Annotated in this window: 13 protein-coding genes; 4 read left to right on the forward strand and 9 right to left on the reverse strand. The window is 67.5% G+C overall.

Annotated features, from left to right (window positions below; genetic code table 11):
* Nucleotides 1-2: 2 nt before the first annotated feature.
* A complete protein-coding gene (locus F8M74_RS09245) occupies nt 3-644 on the reverse strand; it encodes a class I SAM-dependent methyltransferase (RefSeq protein WP_141258693.1) in 642 nt (213 codons plus the stop codon).
* 99 nt (nt 645-743) lie between these two features.
* Here F8M74_RS09245 and F8M74_RS09250 point away from each other — a divergent pair, with 99 nt between their 5' ends.
* Nucleotides 744-1,097, forward strand: coding sequence for a hypothetical protein (locus tag F8M74_RS09250; protein ID WP_225888113.1), 354 nt, complete (start codon nt 744-746; stop codon nt 1,095-1,097).
* 1 nt (nt 1,098) lies between these two features.
* Here the strand turns inward: F8M74_RS09250 and F8M74_RS09255 are convergent, their stop codons facing one another.
* The 5 genes from F8M74_RS09255 to F8M74_RS09275 all read right to left on the reverse strand — a co-directional run bounded on the left by F8M74_RS09255 (nt 1,099) and on the right by F8M74_RS09275 (nt 8,280).
* Complete coding sequence (locus F8M74_RS09255) at nt 1,099-1,713, reverse strand: hypothetical protein (protein WP_141258694.1); 615 nt, start codon at nt 1,711-1,713, stop codon at nt 1,099-1,101.
* Nucleotides 1,714-1,874: 161 nt separating this feature from the next.
* Nucleotides 1,875-4,127 carry a M48 family metallopeptidase gene (locus F8M74_RS09260; protein ID WP_141258695.1) on the reverse strand — a complete coding sequence of 751 codons (2,253 nt, stop codon included), beginning with the start codon at nt 4,125-4,127 and terminating at the stop codon, nt 1,875-1,877.
* Nucleotides 4,128-4,288: 161 nt separating this feature from the next.
* Complete coding sequence (locus F8M74_RS09265; protein WP_228560665.1) at nt 4,289-5,659, reverse strand: hypothetical protein; 1,371 nt, start codon at nt 5,657-5,659, stop codon at nt 4,289-4,291.
* A 429-nt stretch (nt 5,660-6,088) separates the two neighbouring features.
* Entirely contained in the window at nt 6,089-6,661 is a 573-nt protein-coding gene (locus tag F8M74_RS09270; RefSeq protein WP_141258696.1) for a hypothetical protein, read from the reverse strand.
* A gap of 125 nt (nt 6,662-6,786) precedes the next feature.
* Nucleotides 6,787-8,280, reverse strand: coding sequence for a carboxypeptidase M32 (locus tag F8M74_RS09275; RefSeq protein ID WP_228560667.1), 1,494 nt, complete (start codon nt 8,278-8,280; stop codon nt 6,787-6,789).
* Between the two features lie 70 nt (nt 8,281-8,350).
* On the opposite strand from F8M74_RS09275, the gene F8M74_RS09280 reads away from it, so the two are divergent.
* A complete protein-coding gene (locus F8M74_RS09280) occupies nt 8,351-8,893 on the forward strand; it encodes a hypothetical protein (RefSeq protein WP_171410490.1) in 543 nt (180 codons plus the stop codon).
* Nucleotides 8,894-8,903: 10 nt separating this feature from the next.
* Here the strand turns inward: F8M74_RS09280 and F8M74_RS09285 are convergent, their stop codons facing one another.
* The 3 genes from F8M74_RS09285 to F8M74_RS09295 all read right to left on the reverse strand — a co-directional run bounded on the left by F8M74_RS09285 (nt 8,904) and on the right by F8M74_RS09295 (nt 12,396).
* The gene (locus F8M74_RS09285) at nt 8,904-10,238 is read right to left on the reverse strand and encodes a cell wall metabolism sensor histidine kinase WalK (RefSeq protein ID WP_141279751.1); all 1,335 of its coding nucleotides are present in this window, start codon (nt 10,236-10,238) and stop codon (nt 8,904-8,906) included.
* Nucleotides 10,235-10,633, reverse strand: a complete 399-nt coding sequence (locus F8M74_RS09290) for a hypothetical protein (protein WP_228560669.1) — start codon at nt 10,631-10,633, stop codon at nt 10,235-10,237. Before F8M74_RS09290 ends, F8M74_RS09285 begins: the two co-directional genes overlap by 4 nt.
* 137 nt (nt 10,634-10,770) lie before the next feature.
* A complete protein-coding gene (locus F8M74_RS09295) occupies nt 10,771-12,396 on the reverse strand; it encodes a peptide chain release factor 3 (RefSeq protein WP_141258883.1) in 1,626 nt (541 codons plus the stop codon).
* Nucleotides 12,397-12,509: 113 nt separating this feature from the next.
* On the opposite strand from F8M74_RS09295, the gene F8M74_RS09300 reads away from it, so the two are divergent.
* Together F8M74_RS09300 and F8M74_RS09305 are read left to right on the forward strand one after the other, a co-directional pair.
* Nucleotides 12,510-12,905 carry a RidA family protein gene (locus F8M74_RS09300; protein WP_090492221.1) on the forward strand — a complete coding sequence of 132 codons (396 nt, stop codon included), beginning with the start codon at nt 12,510-12,512 and terminating at the stop codon, nt 12,903-12,905.
* 70 nt (nt 12,906-12,975) lie between these two features.
* The gene (locus F8M74_RS09305; protein ID WP_141258884.1) at nt 12,976-13,938 is read left to right on the forward strand and encodes a hypothetical protein; all 963 of its coding nucleotides are present in this window, start codon (nt 12,976-12,978) and stop codon (nt 13,936-13,938) included.
* Nucleotides 13,939-13,971: the final 33 nt, after the last annotated feature.

The raw sequence follows: 13,971 nt of genomic DNA on the forward strand, positions 1-13,971 counted from the left end.
CGTCAGCGCTTGCGCGCGAGCATCATCCCGTCACGCACCGTGAGCAGCACGTGCTCCACGCGAGGGTCCGCCGCCACCTTCGCGTTGAAGTCGACAATCGCATGGTCACTGGGGCCCTCCGGCTGGAGCACCCGGCCCGACCACAGCACGTTGTCCGCGATGATGAGCCCGCCCGGCCGCAGCAGCGGCAACACCGCGTCCCAGTAGGCGGCGTAGCTCGGCTTGTCCGCGTCGATGAACGCCAGGTCGAATGGCCCCTGGAGCGTCTTCAGGGTGTCCAGCGCCGGCCCCATGCGCAGGTCGATTTTCCGTCCATGCGGACTGCGCAGGAAGAAGGCGCGCGCCACATCGGTGGCCTCGGGGTTGATGTCGCAGGTGATGAGCGCCCCATCATCCGGGAGCGCTTCCGCCATCATCAGCGCCGAGTACCCGGTGAAGGTGCCGATTTCCAACACGCGCCGCGCGCCGGTGAGCGCGACGAGCATGCGCAGGAAGGTGCCTTCCACGGACCCGACCTGCATGTTGGGGGAGGACATCCGCGAGTACGTGACGTCACGTAGCTCTTCGAGGAGGGGCGCGGGTGCAGTGGTGTGCGAGTCCGCGTACGCCTCGATTTCGGGAGGAACGAGGGTGAGCTTGGGCATGTCCCATCGATTAGCACGTACCGCGGGGCCCCCCACTTCAGGTTGCCGTCAGACGCCTCGTGCATAACTTTGTCGTCGCTCTGGATGGAGGAGGTCTCGATGCTGGCAGCAAGAATCGGTGGTGCGCACGCGGATGTGTCCCGGTGCATCGCCGCGAGCCTCCAGTGTCAGGTTTCCTGCGAAGAGGGCATGGCCCGCCGGGTCGCCCGAGGGGAGCCGCTGTCCGGCGAGGTGGTACGCCTGCTTCGACAGTGTGCTGAACTGTGCGAACTGAATGCACGCGCGCTCCAGAAGGAGAGCCGGCTCGCCCGGCGCACCGCGAGCCTGTGCTTCGACCTGGCCAACCTGGTAGCCCGGACCGCGTGGCTGGACGCGGAGGACCGCGATTCGTACACGCTCGCGCGGGACGCGCTGCAATTGGCCCGCGCGTGCAGGCCCCTGCTGTTCGCCTGAGTCAGAAGCGCAGGTGCGGACTGAGCACCAGCGTAGGGCCCGCGCCTGTACAGATGTTGTCCGCAGGCGCCTTGTTGATGTCGCAGCGCTGGTAATAGCCACCCAGGGTGACGCCCAGCGGACCATGGATGCGGACGTCCATCCCGGCCCCCGCGGCCAGTGCGAGATGCGAACCGGTGTACAGGCGCGGAACAAAGGCATCTGTATCGATATTGGTGGAGGTGCTTCGCCCCACGCGAAGCGCCACCCAGGGTGACACACGCCTGTCCCGCAAGAAGCGGTAGCGCGCCTCCGCGGCAATGCCCCGGAAGGCGCCCCAAGGATGCTGTCGGATTTCGGCGTTCCCAGGAGACCCGTCGTCCAGATCCGCGGCAGGGGACGTGTTGAAGGTCCGGCCCCACTGCAACGCGAGGCCGACTTCCAAATCGAGGGGAGTCACCAGGAGCAGGTGGGCGCTCAGGAGCCCACCTCGATTGGCGCTATTTCTACCTGCGAAGAGTCCTCCGCCGCCGGAGAGCAAGACGCCCCACCTCGGCGACGACGGTGCCTCTGACCTCGCGATGCCAGGCAGCAACAGGCTGAACAGCAGAACAGACATCATCAGGCGTGCAGACATCAATGCCATCCTCACGGGCGCACGCGCCGACCCGAGTGCTGTCGCGAGTATATTGGCCGACGCAGCCTATAGGCAAACATTCGTGGGGTAGACCCATGGACGTCCGCCCTCTGGCTGCTCGACTTCTGAATACCGTCGCCCACGCGCAGTCGCGGGGGCGCTCACGCCGCCTGCTGGACGGGAATCTCAGACAGCATCTCGTTGAGCGCGTCGACCTGTTCCTGCTCGTGGCCCGGCTGAGCCTGGACGATGTCGATGGCGCGCTGGAGCACGCGCCGCGCCGCTTCGGGAGCGTCATGTTGGACGTGGAGGCGGGCCAACTCCACGAGCTGCGGCACCAGGTATGGGTCCTGCGCTCCCGCTGCCTGCTCCAACCGCACCAGGGACTCCTGGAGCAGTGAATACGCATCCGTGTGGTTGCGCTCCTTCAAATCGAACGCGGAGCTCTGCAGGACGATGGCCCTCGCGAGCCGGTCCTGCTCCTCGTCCGTCGCGACCAGGGGCGCCGGCGCCTCATACCCCCGCGCTTGGAGTCTGCTGTCGAGATCGTCCAAAACCTTGCCTCCCAGTTCGGCGGCGAGCGCCGCGGGGTTCGCGAACAGGCTCAGCGCCGGCTCGCGCTCCTCGGGACGCTGCCCCGGAATGCCCGCGACCCGTGCGACGCGCTCCGTCGGAGGCGGATGCGAGTCATAGGCATCCACGGGCCGGGAAAACAGCTCCTCCCGGATGAGCGACTGGAGCACCGGGGGCGTGTTCAGCGCGACCGAGTCCACGGTGCGGAACAGGTCCCGCGTGGGCCGGCCGGCCTCGCGAAGCCGGAGCGCGACGACGATGCCCCGGTCATAGGCGTCGCTGTTCTCCACCACCTTCGACAGCGCCGCGCCGAAGGCGTCGCCGCCGTACGCGAGCGCGGAGACACGGTCCGCCAGCAACTCCCGGCGGCGCCCATGGCCGGCGGTGATGCGCAGATAGACAAAGAAGTAGGCACGCAGGAACCAGCCCACTGGATTGAGGTTGCCTCCTCCCATGGAAAAGATGCTCTGGATGACCTGGATGACCTGCGTCTGGATGCGCGAGATGACGGGCGTCAGGCGCGTCTCGCCGTGCGAGAAGTGCCCGTACTCGTGCGCGAGGATGGACTTCAGTTCCGTCACCGTGAGGCCGCGCATCGCACCAAGCCCCAGATGCAGGATGCGCTCGCCACGTCCCAGCAGCACCCGGAACCGGCCGCCCGCCTCCCGCACGCCAATCCCCGTGCCCGCGTCGACCAGGACGCGGTCCACCTTGCGGGACTTCGCGACGTCCGCCACCTCCTCCAGGGCCCTGAACAAGGCGGGAGCCTCCGAGACGGCGAGCTCCCGGCCCTCTTCGCCCTGCTCGGGGCTGGTGAACACGCCGCGAAGGATGGCGAACAAGCCGCCCAGGCCAATCACCCCGATGACGACGAGCAGCTTCACGGGGACGACGGGCATCATGAACACCAGCAGCAACACGCCGCCAGCGATGGCCACCGTCAGCACCAGCATCATCGGCACGGACACATAGAACAGGAGTGAAGCGAACCACAGGACGGCGGCATAAAGCCGGTCCACCCGGCGCTCCTGGTGCGTCTGCTCCGCGCGCAGCAAGTGGAGATTGTCCGACTGGAGCTGGCCCAATTGCAGCTTCGAGAGCGCGAGCCCCGCGCCCCACGAGAACAGCAGCGCGCCCCCCAGGAACAGCGCCATCCCCAGCGGGATCTGCCAGATGCGATGCATCCAGCGCTGCCGCGACACCTCTTCCTCGATGGCGGACATGAACGGGCTGGGCTCCGCTCCCAGCTCCTTCGCACGCTCGACCGCCTCCAGCGCCTCTTCCAGTGCTCCCGTTTCGGCCAACGCCGCACTCAGCGCCATGTGCGACATGGGCGCGTCCGGCGCGAGCTCCACCAACCGTCGCGCGTGTCTCAGCGCGACGGAAACCTGCTGGCGCTTCATGTAGAGCAGCCACAACTGGTGGTGCGCCACGACATCATCGGGCCAGATTTCGAGGGCGGCGTTCAGGAGCTCCTGCGCCTCGACAGGCCGCTCCTTCCGAAGCTTGATAGCCCCCAATGCGCTCAGGACATCTCCCCTGCGCGGTCCGTCGATTCCCTGTTCCAGGGCGAGCTTCAAGTACCTCTCGGCATCGTCGAGCTGCCCGAGGTTGAAGTAGTACTTTCCCGCGAGCCGGGAGACGCGAGGATTATCTGCGGCCTCTTTCAGGAGCCGCTCGATGGCTGGCCCTGCATCGGCGGGAGACGCGCTCTGCGCGACCTCGAACGCCGAGTCATAGACAGTCTCGAGTTCCTCGCTAAATGGGAAGAGTTCGGGCGCCTTCTGCTCCGTGCCAGGAGCCTGGAAGACGAAGAACAGGGCCAGTACGAGCGCGTGCATGCAACCCCCGATGATGTTTCGCGTTCTAGCATGACGGGCAACAGCGCCACCGATGCCCCCGGACTCGATGCGCGGCCAGCGTCATGTACATGGGGCGCGAGAGGACTGATTCTCCTCCCGCGCCCCGGAATCACGTTCCAGCGGTCAAGATGACGCCGGGACTACAGGTCCAGCAGACGCGCCTGGAAGCCGCTGCTCCCCGTGGCCGTGAGCAGCACCAGTTGATCGTTGTGGACGAAGACCCGCTGTGCCTTGCCCGGGTAGTACGCCGCCGAGAGGATGTCGAACTGGTGGTTGAGCACCCGAAGTTGCGTCCTGTCCCCCACCGTGTCGATGAGGTAGAGCCGCTCACCGTGGAAGGCGATGTCCACGAACGACAGTCCGATGCTGGTGCGATACGTCAGGTCCGTCGTGTTGAAGAGCAGTCCGCTCCCCGTCACGACGGCGGAGCCATCCGGCCACAGCCGCAGCGGCGCCTGCAGGTTATAGGCACCGTGATAGGGCGAGTCGATTTCAGCGCCCAGCGTGCCTGCCTCCATGTTCACCTGCACCCGGTTCAGGTCCTGCGGCGACACGAAACTGTTGGCGAAGTAGATGGTGTCGTTCGCCTCCGAGAACACCAGGCTCACCGCCGTATCCCGCCAGTCCACCGCTGCGACCCGCGCCCCCGTGGACCGCTGATAGAGTGCGTGCGTATCCCAGGCCCCGGAACCATCGATGGTGAACAGGAAGCGGTCAGCCACCACCATGTTCGACACCGACTCAGGCGCCGCGGCGAAGAAGCGGGCCGTGCCACCCTCCGTCGAAGTGAACGCGTCGATACGCCCTCCCGTGTAGGCCAGGTATGCGGTCTGACCGTCCGAAGCGACCGCCATCGAGGTCGCATCGCCCGTCCCGACGTAGGCGGACAGGAAGCTCCGGGTCGTCAGGTCGAGTCGACGGATGCGATCCGCGTTGCCGTCCAGGAAGTGGATGACGCCATCGCGCGTCAGCGTCGCGTCCTGGTAGGAGAAGGCGAACGCGGCCCCGCTCAGCACGACGCCCGCATCCGGGTCCACGCCGCCATCACTGCCACCATCCGGCGTGGGCTCCCCCGTCTCCAGGTGCCCCGAGATGTCGATACCACCCGTGGTGGCGCCTGGGCAGTTGACCGGGTTGCGCTGCAGCACGAGGCTCGCCGAAACCACCTCGCCGGCCACGACGTCGACAACAGCGCTGCCCGCGTACACCTCCAGCATGGACGCGTTATACGCAATCACACGCACTGCCCGACCGGCTCCCGCAGGCACCTCGGACACCTGCCCCCGGATGGCCGTGCCGTCCACTTGAAGCGGAACAGGCCCGATGACAGACATGCCCAGGCCGGAAACAACGGCATCGGCGGACACGACGCCGCAGACATCCCCCGCCAGGGAGATTTCCATGCGGACGGACTCGGTTTCACCTGCGTTCTCAGACAGCCCCTCGCTGTTGCACGCCGCCACCAGCGCGCAGGCCGCCCACATCAGCCCAACTCGACTCAGAATTCTCATGAATGTTCCCCCTCCGCGCGGGTCCAATACGACAAGTGCGATTCCCGCGCAATGCGTTGCAAACGTGGGCTCGGAACTCCCGAGCCCACGGCCACACAATGACGGCAGCCCCTGCAAAGCCTGACACACCCACTAAATTCGCAGCGACCACCGATGCTCTGGGACGCAATAAGGCGTGCCACGCATTAGCGATGGGTCACGACGACCTCATGCATTCCTTGACGCAAGGCCACTGCGGACATTGCCCATGCATGTCTATGAATGCGATTCGCGTCACGACCCCTGGCACACGCCTGTCTGCGGGAGGAGCGCCCCTGAGCCATCGCTCCTCCCGCCGCTACAGTCGATTCGAACGGCGGCGGGCACTGAAACGGCGACACCACGGCCCGCTCCGGCAAGAGCGGGCACGCCTGGTGTGCCCATGCCGGACTACTCCCACTGCTTCGCGATGTCCTTCTGAGTCGGCTGCGCAGGTGGCGGAACGTAATAGCGCGCCGGGTGGTAATCCCTGTCCGACCAGGTCACCTTCTTCCCGAACTCGCCCACCGCGCCGCGAACCTGGCCGACCGGATACTGACGCTCACTCCCGTCCGTGAAGGCCTCCGCGACGCGCCCATCCTTGAAGACGGCCCGGTAGATGAGCGTCTCATTGTGGCACCGAAGGCCCGTGTAGATGGGCTCGTAGCGGACACCGTCGACACGGAGCAGGTGATACTCCAGCTTGTTGTACTTCTGGTTGGGCTCGAAGCGCCCCTTGCTGCACCGGGCCACCACCTCGGAGACTTCCTTCAGGAACGCCCGCGAATTGGCCGCCGCTTCCGGAATCAGCCCAGGGGAATGCGTGGGATTCATCCTCGCGATGGCCGCGTCGATGCTCTCATTGAGCAGCTTCGCCAGCGTCGGACTCGAGATGTTCCCTGGCTCCGCGGGTGGCGACAGGTACGGGGTCAAGAAGAAGTAGGCGCCCACCCCGATGGCACCCGCGCCCCAGCCCAACAGCATGGTTTTTCCAGGTTTGATTTGCGTCCCCCTTTGCAGTGTTGCTCCTCAGCTATCACAGAACGGACAGACCAGGCACGAGGCGGCATCAATGCCACCTCCTGACTGACACACGCTCTCTCAACCTCTCAAAGCGAGACACCGTAGAGCGCGCCGTACTTCTCCTTCAGGTACGCCAGGAAGTCCGTATCGGTGAGCCCCTGCCCCGTCACCTGCTTCACGCGCTCCTCCGCGGAGTGGCGGAAGCCATGCTGGTGCACATGCGTGCGCAGCCAGTCACGCAGGGGCAGCAGCTCCCCCCGCCCCAGGTGCTCCTCCAACTCCGGCAGGTCGCGCTTCGCGGCGCGGTAGAGCGACGCCGCGTACAGGTTGCCCAGCGAATACGTGGGGAAGTAACCCAGCTCGCCCCAGGCCCAGTGGATGTCCTGGAGCACGCCCTGCGTGTCGTCCGGCGGCGTGACGCCCAGGTACTTCTCCATGCGTGCGTTCCACGCGGCGGGCAGGTCATCCACTGGCAGCTCGTCGCGCACCAAGAGCAGCTCCAGCTCGTAGCGCAGGGCGATGTGCAGGTTGTACGTCACCTCGTCCGACTCGATGCGGATGAACGACGGCCCCACCGCATTCACCGCGGCGTGGAAGGTCTCCACGTCGGTGCCGGACAGCGCCTCCGGGAAGGCGGCGCGCAGCACGGGGAAGTAATGCCGCCAGAACGGTAGGCCGCGGCCCACCATGTTCTCCCACAGGCGTGACTGCGACTCGTGCAGTCCCATGGAAGGCGCGGCGGCCAGTGGGGTGCGGTAGAGCTCGGGAGCGAAGCCCTGCTCATACAGCCCGTGGCCGGCTTCGTGGATGGTGCTGAAGATGGACGGGAACGGCGTGGCCGTGTCCACGTGCGTGGTGAGCCGCACGTCCAATGGGTGCGTTCCTCCGGTGAAGGGGTGGATGCTCAGGTCCTGACGGCCCGCGTCCAAGTCGAACCCGATGTCCTTCAACAGCCGCAGGGTGAAGGCCCACTGCGCGTCCTTGTCGTAATGACGGCCCATCAGGAAGGGCGCCACCGGCCGGCTCACCGCGGTGAGCTTGCCCACCATGGGGATGAGATGCTCGCGCAGCGCCGACAGCACCGGCGTCAGGCGCGCCACGCGCATGCCCGGCTCATGGCCTTCCAGCAGCGCGTCATAACGCTCCCCGTCATGGCCATACGCGTCCGCCTGCTCCCGGCGCAGCGACAGCAGGCGCTGGAGCGCGGGCTGGAAGACGGTGAAGCGCCTTGCCTGCCGGGCTTCCCGCCAGGCCTGGATGGCGTCACTGATGGCCCCCGCCAGCGCCCGCACCAGGGGCGCGGGGACGCGCACCTCCCGCTCCCGCTCGCGCGTCAGCACCGTCACCATGGCCCGGGCGTCGTCGGACAGGTCCGCCTGCGAGGCGGCCTGGGCCAGGGCCTCCCCCAGCCGGGGGTCCACCAGGCGCTCGTGGTGCAGCCCCTGCAGGGTGGAGAGCTGATGGGAGCGCGCGGGACCGGCCTTGGAGGGCAGGTACGTCTCCATGTCCCACGTGGCCAGGCCGATGAGGCCCTGAAGGTCGCGAAGCTCCTGCATCCGGGTCAGCAGCCAGGTATCCATGCCCGGATTCATAGCCCGCTTCGCGCCGCACTATCGCGAAAGACGCACTCGGGAGTATGAGGGCTGCGCGATGGCCAACGTCATTCAGTTCTTCATGTCCCCCGACGACGAACTCGCCTTCTTCCGCTTCCTCGAGCGCTTCGTCCTGGAGGTGTACCCCCGGCGCGTCCCACAGGATTGGGAGACCTTCCGCGCGAACACGGAGAACCTGGAGCGGCTGCCCCCGGAGGACCTCTACATGGTGGCCTCCGAGCTGGGCGCGGCCATCGTCGACAAGGTGAAGCGGGGCCCGGACAAGGGCTACTGGCGCATCGACGAGGTGCGCTCGCCCGTCATCTTCATGGAGCGCTGCCGCCCCAACGAAGAGGGCGAGCTGCTCAGCGGCAAGATGTGGGCGGAGCTGGACATCACCGCGCAGACGGGCCGGAAGAACGCGGCGCCCGACAAGTTCCGGAGCCTGTTCCTCGAGGTCGAGGAGTACATCAAGAAGACGTACCGCAAGGGCGATCCCAAGGGCTTCTTCGTGGGCCCCAAGACGGCGCGGCTCTGCAAGGAAGGGCTCGTGCTGCGTGACTCCGCCTTCCGCGGCGGCACGGTGTTGCCCTACAAGTAGCCGCGGCGCCTCAGGGCAGGGCCACGGGCAGGGTGAAGGAGAAGGTGCTCCCCTGCCCTTCGTGGCTCTCCACGTTGAGCGTCCCGCCGTGCGCGGCCACCAGACTCCAGGCGATGCTCAGCCCCAGCCCCGTGCCGCGTCCCGGTGAATGGCTGGCCCGCCAGAAGCGCTCGAAGAGGTGCGGTGCGTCCTCGGCGGGGATGCCCGGCCCGGAGTCCTTCACGAAGACGCACACCTTCGCCCCCTCTGCCAGGCGGGCCCGCACCTCAATGGCGCCGCCGGGGGGCGTGAACTTGATGGCGTTGCTCACCAGGTTGGCCAGCACCTGGAGGATGCGCTCGCGGTCGGCGAGCACCGGCGGCAGCTCGGGCGCCAGCGCCACCGTCAGGAGCTGCCCCTTCTCCAGCGCGAGCGGCCGGAGCACCTCCAGCGCCTGCGCCAGCAAGGCGTCCACTGGAAGGGACTGGAGCGTCAGGGGAATGGGCATGCCGCGCAGGCGCGCCCGGTCCAGCAGATTGCCGATGAGGCTGCTCATCTGCTGCTCGGCGAGGACGATGTTCTCCAGGTAGCGGCGCCGGCGGTGTTCCTTCTCCGGCGCCGTGCCCGCATTCAGAATCATCTCCGCGTTCATCCGCACCGCGAGCAGCGGCGTCTTGATGTCATGGGAGACGACGGTGAGCAGCTCGTCGCGCCAGCGCACGGCCTCCTGGGCCTGAAAGAACAGCGCCTCCGCGCGCTCACGCAGGCGAACTTCGCGGCGCAGGACATGCTCCTTCGGCAGGGCCACGGCCAGAAGGTTCGCCACCGCGTCCAGCAGCGCCAGCCCGTCCTCCCCCAGCCCCACCGCCTCCACGTGGAGCACGCCCAGGACGCCTTCCTTCGCCACCAGCGGCAGGGTGACCATCCCGGGAACCCGGGCCGGTTCCGCCTTGAACACGCCCTCGATGGCGTCACGCCCTTGCAAGGTTACGCGCTCCAGGCCCACGAGGTACGCGTACGCGGCGGCGGCATGCGCCACGGCCTGGGACGGAGGGGACTCCATGCCCCCGGACGAATGCCACGCCATCAGACAGGGCCGCTCCGGAACGGACACTCCGGACGCATCCACCCCCTCCAGCAGGAGCGCGACGCGGACCGGCAGCCAGCGGGAAAGGCGGTCCACCAGCGCGGGAAAGCTGGCCGCGACACCCTCGGAAGCGCAGAGCAGCTGGCCTACCTCATGGAGCTGCGCCAGATGGCGGCGGGCCTGCCCCCGCTTTCGCCAGGCGCGACGGGGCCGCCGGCGGGAGGCTGGGACGTCCGGGTGGGCGGAGTCATCCCCCGCTGGGCTCCGCGGCGCCTTCACCGGGGGGGCCTCGTCCCTTCCACCGCCGGGCGTTCCACGGCCAGCAGCTCCTCGCGGAGCGCGGCGGAGAGGACCTCGCCCGTCAGCGCCCCGAGGACGAGCAGCCATTCCTCGACCAGGACCACCAGCGACTCCTCCAGCCGCTCCGGGTCGAATTCAGCGACGACCGGATGCAGCCCCTCGAAGCGAAGACCCTCCGATGTGACGACGAGCGCCGACAAGTGAGGATGGGCCTGGACCACCCGCTGGAGCACCCGCTCCAGGATGACCACCAGGGTGACCTCCCCCAGGGCCGAACGGCCACGGCGCCACAGCGCCTGGAAGCCACGCTCGAACAGGTCCAACAGCGCGGGAGAGGATGGGCGCGGCGGTTGGCGTTGGCGCCAGGCACGCACGACCTCTTGAGGTGGGGGGTGCCGCTCTGACATGCAGTGGGCCGGCTGCGGTGCGACGCGGAAAGCCCCCCTTCGCTTAATGAAGCCCCTGGCGAAAGTCCACTCGCCGAGGGGCTGGTACAACCCGGCGGAGGGCCTCAGCCGCCCGAGGCCAAGGGGGTGGCCTGCCGCAACTGCGGGGCCTCCGAGACGAACTTCAGCTCCGGGTGCTTGTCCTCGGCGTGCTGGAGCGCCCAGTCATCCCGGAAGAGCACCAGGGGCAATCCGTCCCGGTCCTGCACCGTCTGACGGTTGCCTTCCCAGTCGAACGCCTTCGGGTCGAAGTTGGCGCCCACCACCCAGCGCGCATGGCTGAAGGGCAGCCGGTCGAGCGCGATCTTCGCGCCGTACTCGTGCTCCAGGCGGTACTGGAGGACCTCGAACTGGAGCGCGCCCACCACGCCGACGATGGGGTCCTTCATGCCCATCTGCAGCTGCTGGAAGATTTGGACCGTGCCCTCCTCGGAGAGCTGCTCCAGGCCCTTCTCCATCTGCTTGCGGCGGAGCGGATCCCGGCTGCGGACGACGGCGAAGAACTCCGGGCTGAAGCGCGGCACGCCCTCGAACTCCACGCCGGTGCCCTCCGCCAGCGTGTCGCCGATGCGGTACAGCCCCGGGTCGAACAGGCCGATGACGTCCCCAGGCCACGCATCCTCGATGGAGGTTCGCTCGGCGGCCATGAACTGGCTCGGCTTGGCCAGACGGACGTCCTTGCCCAGGCGCGAGTGGAAGGCGCTCATGCCCTTCACGTACCGGCCGCTCACCACGCGCATGAAGGCGATGCGGTCGCGGTGCGCGGGGTCCATGTTCGCCTGAATCTTGAAGACGAAGCCGGCGAACTTCGGGTGGGTGGGCTCGCGCGGTCCCTGCGTCGTCAGGCGCGACGTGGGCGCGGGGGCCAGGTCCAGGAAGGCATCCAGGAACGGGCGCACGCCGAAGTTGGTCATCGCGCTGCCGAAGAACATGGGCGTGAGCTGCCCCGCGTCGCTCTTCTCGCGGGTGAACTCGTCGCCGCCGATGTCCAGCAGCTCGATCTCCTCGTGCAGCTTCGCCAGCTCCGTCTCGGTGAGGACCGTCTTGATTTCGTCCGAGTCGATGGAGACCGAGCGCTCGCACACCTCGGACTCGCCGTGGGAACCTTCGGTGGAGAAGACGTGGACGACGCGGGCCTGCCGGTCATAGACGCCGCGGAAGTCCGGGCCCATGCCGATGGGCCAGTTCATCGGATAGGAGCGGATGCCGAGCACCTGCTCCAGCTCGTTCATCAACTCCAACGGCTCGCGGCCGTAGCGGTCCAGCTTGTTGACGAAGGTGAAGATGGGGATGCCCCGCAGGCGGCAGACCTTGAAGAGCTTCTTGGTCTGCGGCTCCACGCCCTTGGCGGCGTCGATGAGCATCACCGCCGCGTCCGCCGCGGCCAGGGTGCGGTAGGTGTCCTCGGAGAAGTCCTGGTGGCCCGGCGTGTCCAGCAGGTTCACCGAGTGGTCGCGGTAGCTGAACTGGAGGACGGACGAGGTGACGGAGATGCCGCGCTCCTTCTCCAGCTCCATCCAGTCGGACGTGGCATGCCGCCGCGCCCGCTTGGCCTTCACGCTTCCAGCCAGATGGATGGCGCCGCCGTAGAGCAGCAGCTTCTCGGTGAGGGTCGTCTTACCCGCGTCGGGGTGGGAGATGATCGCGAAGGTGCGCCGCCGGGCGACCTCCCTTTGGAGCTCATTCGTCATGACCCGGGGCCAACTATCACGGGCGGTGTTTCCTTGCAGCTTGCAAGCGGCGCTTGCCAACCGGCCAGGGCCCCATGCAAGGCTGCCGACCCACACCTACCCTCGGAGCCCCCATGAAGCGCACCCAGCATTCCACTGGAACCCCGTGGGAGCCCCAGGTGGGCTACTCGCGCGCCGTGCGCGTGGGCCCCTTCGTCTCCGTGTCCGGGACGACAGCCACCGATGCCCAGGGAAACATCGTGGGCGTGGGGGACGCCTACCTGCAGGCCCGGCAGACGCTCCAGAACATCCAATCCGCCCTGGAGGCCCTGGGCGCCCGGCTGGAGGACGTGGTGCGCACGCGCATGTACGTCGTGGACATCCAGCAGTGGGAAGCGGTCGGCCGGGCGCATGGAGAGTTCTTCGCCCACATCCGCCCCGCCACGTCGATGGTGGAGGTCAGCCGCCTCATCTCCCCCGAAATCCTGGTGGAGATTGAAGCGGACGCCGTCGTCGCGGACGGCGTCTGAAGGCGCGCTCCACAGTCCCTCAACACTTCTCCCGCATCGTGGGTCCCTCAACTCAGCCGGGGGTACCCACGTGTCGAGCCTCAGCAAGTCGTTCAAGAAGGCAGTGAAGAAGGTCAAGAAGACGGCAAAGAAGGCGGGCAACACGGTGGTGGACACCGCCAACAAGGCGGCCGATACCGTCACAGGGACTGCCGGCACGGTGTCCAACCAGGTGAGCCGCGAGGCCGAGCAGCTCGCCCGGGAGGTGGACACACTCACTCGCGACACCGCGAAGCTGGCGGAGCAGGCGTATGCGGAGTCCCTGGCTGCTGGGGAAGCCGCGTGGAACGAGGTGGTGGAGCTGTCCACCCGCTTCCTCACGGACGCGCTGAGCGACGTCGCCGAGGCGCTGGCCGAGGACGTCTACCGCAAGCACCTGGCCCTCCTCGAGAACATGGCCGAGACGGGCTACGCGCTGCTGACGAATCCCACCCGCCGCAAGGAGGTGGACTTCCTCGTGGGCCAGTCCTCCCAGAAGAAGAAGGACGAGGACACGAGCAAGACGGTCAGCTCGCTGTCTCAGGACGAGTCAGTCCAGCGCACCGGTAACGAGGCCCGGAGCAAGGGGCTCGGGACCCTCTCCATCGGCAGCGGCGGCAGCATGACCTTCGGCGGGGGCCTCGAGGGCAGCGTCGGCGTCGCCTTCGACCACCCGGGGCAGACGCAACTCCGGGGCTTCTTCGGCATCGGGGGCGTCGCAGGCGTCACCAAGGGTATCTCGATGAACTTCCAGTTTGGCGCGTGGGCGGACATGCCCTCCAAGCTTGCCGGCCCCGTGCTCGCGGTCAGCCTTGGGGCCGGCGCCGGCAAGTTCTGCGGTAGCACCCAGGTCATCTTCAAGATGCCCATCACCGAGAAGGAATGGACGGCCTTCGCCACGAGTGGCAGGCTCGACCTCGCGGGCCTCGTCATGTGCCTCGGCGCGGAAGTCAGCACCTTCGCAGAAGACGGCGTGAGCGCCACTGTCGGCTGCGGCTACACCTGGGTGTACTGAGCGACAGCGCTGACACGACGAGACCCATCTGGG

The sequence above is a fragment of the Myxococcus sp. CA023 genome, from assembly GCF_010998615.1.
In the GTDB taxonomy this organism is placed as follows: domain Bacteria; phylum Myxococcota; class Myxococcia; order Myxococcales; family Myxococcaceae; genus Myxococcus.

Coding starts and splice junctions, on each gene's coding strand:
- F8M74_RS09295 (WP_141258883.1), bottom strand. CDS start 12,396: ATGACGAATGAGCTCCAAAGGGAGGTCGCCCGGCGGCGCACCTTCGCG.
- F8M74_RS09250 (WP_225888113.1), top strand. CDS start 744: ATGCTGGCAGCAAGAATCGGTGGTGCGCACGCGGATGTGTCCCGGTGC.
- F8M74_RS09270 (WP_141258696.1), bottom strand. CDS start 6,661: ATGCTGTTGGGCTGGGGCGCGGGTGCCATCGGGGTGGGCGCCTACTTC.
- F8M74_RS09275 (WP_228560667.1), bottom strand. CDS start 8,280: ATGGATACCTGGCTGCTGACCCGGATGCAGGAGCTTCGCGACCTTCAG.
- F8M74_RS09280 (WP_171410490.1), top strand. CDS start 8,351: ATGGCCAACGTCATTCAGTTCTTCATGTCCCCCGACGACGAACTCGCC.
- F8M74_RS09260 (WP_141258695.1), bottom strand. CDS start 4,127: ATGCACGCGCTCGTACTGGCCCTGTTCTTCGTCTTCCAGGCTCCTGGC.
- F8M74_RS09255 (WP_141258694.1), bottom strand. CDS start 1,713: ATGTCTGCACGCCTGATGATGTCTGTTCTGCTGTTCAGCCTGTTGCTG.
- F8M74_RS09300 (WP_090492221.1), top strand. CDS start 12,510: ATGAAGCGCACCCAGCATTCCACTGGAACCCCGTGGGAGCCCCAGGTG.
- F8M74_RS09245 (WP_141258693.1), bottom strand. CDS start 644: ATGCCCAAGCTCACCCTCGTTCCTCCCGAAATCGAGGCGTACGCGGAC.
- F8M74_RS09265 (WP_228560665.1), bottom strand. CDS start 5,659: ATGAGAATTCTGAGTCGAGTTGGGCTGATGTGGGCGGCCTGCGCGCTG.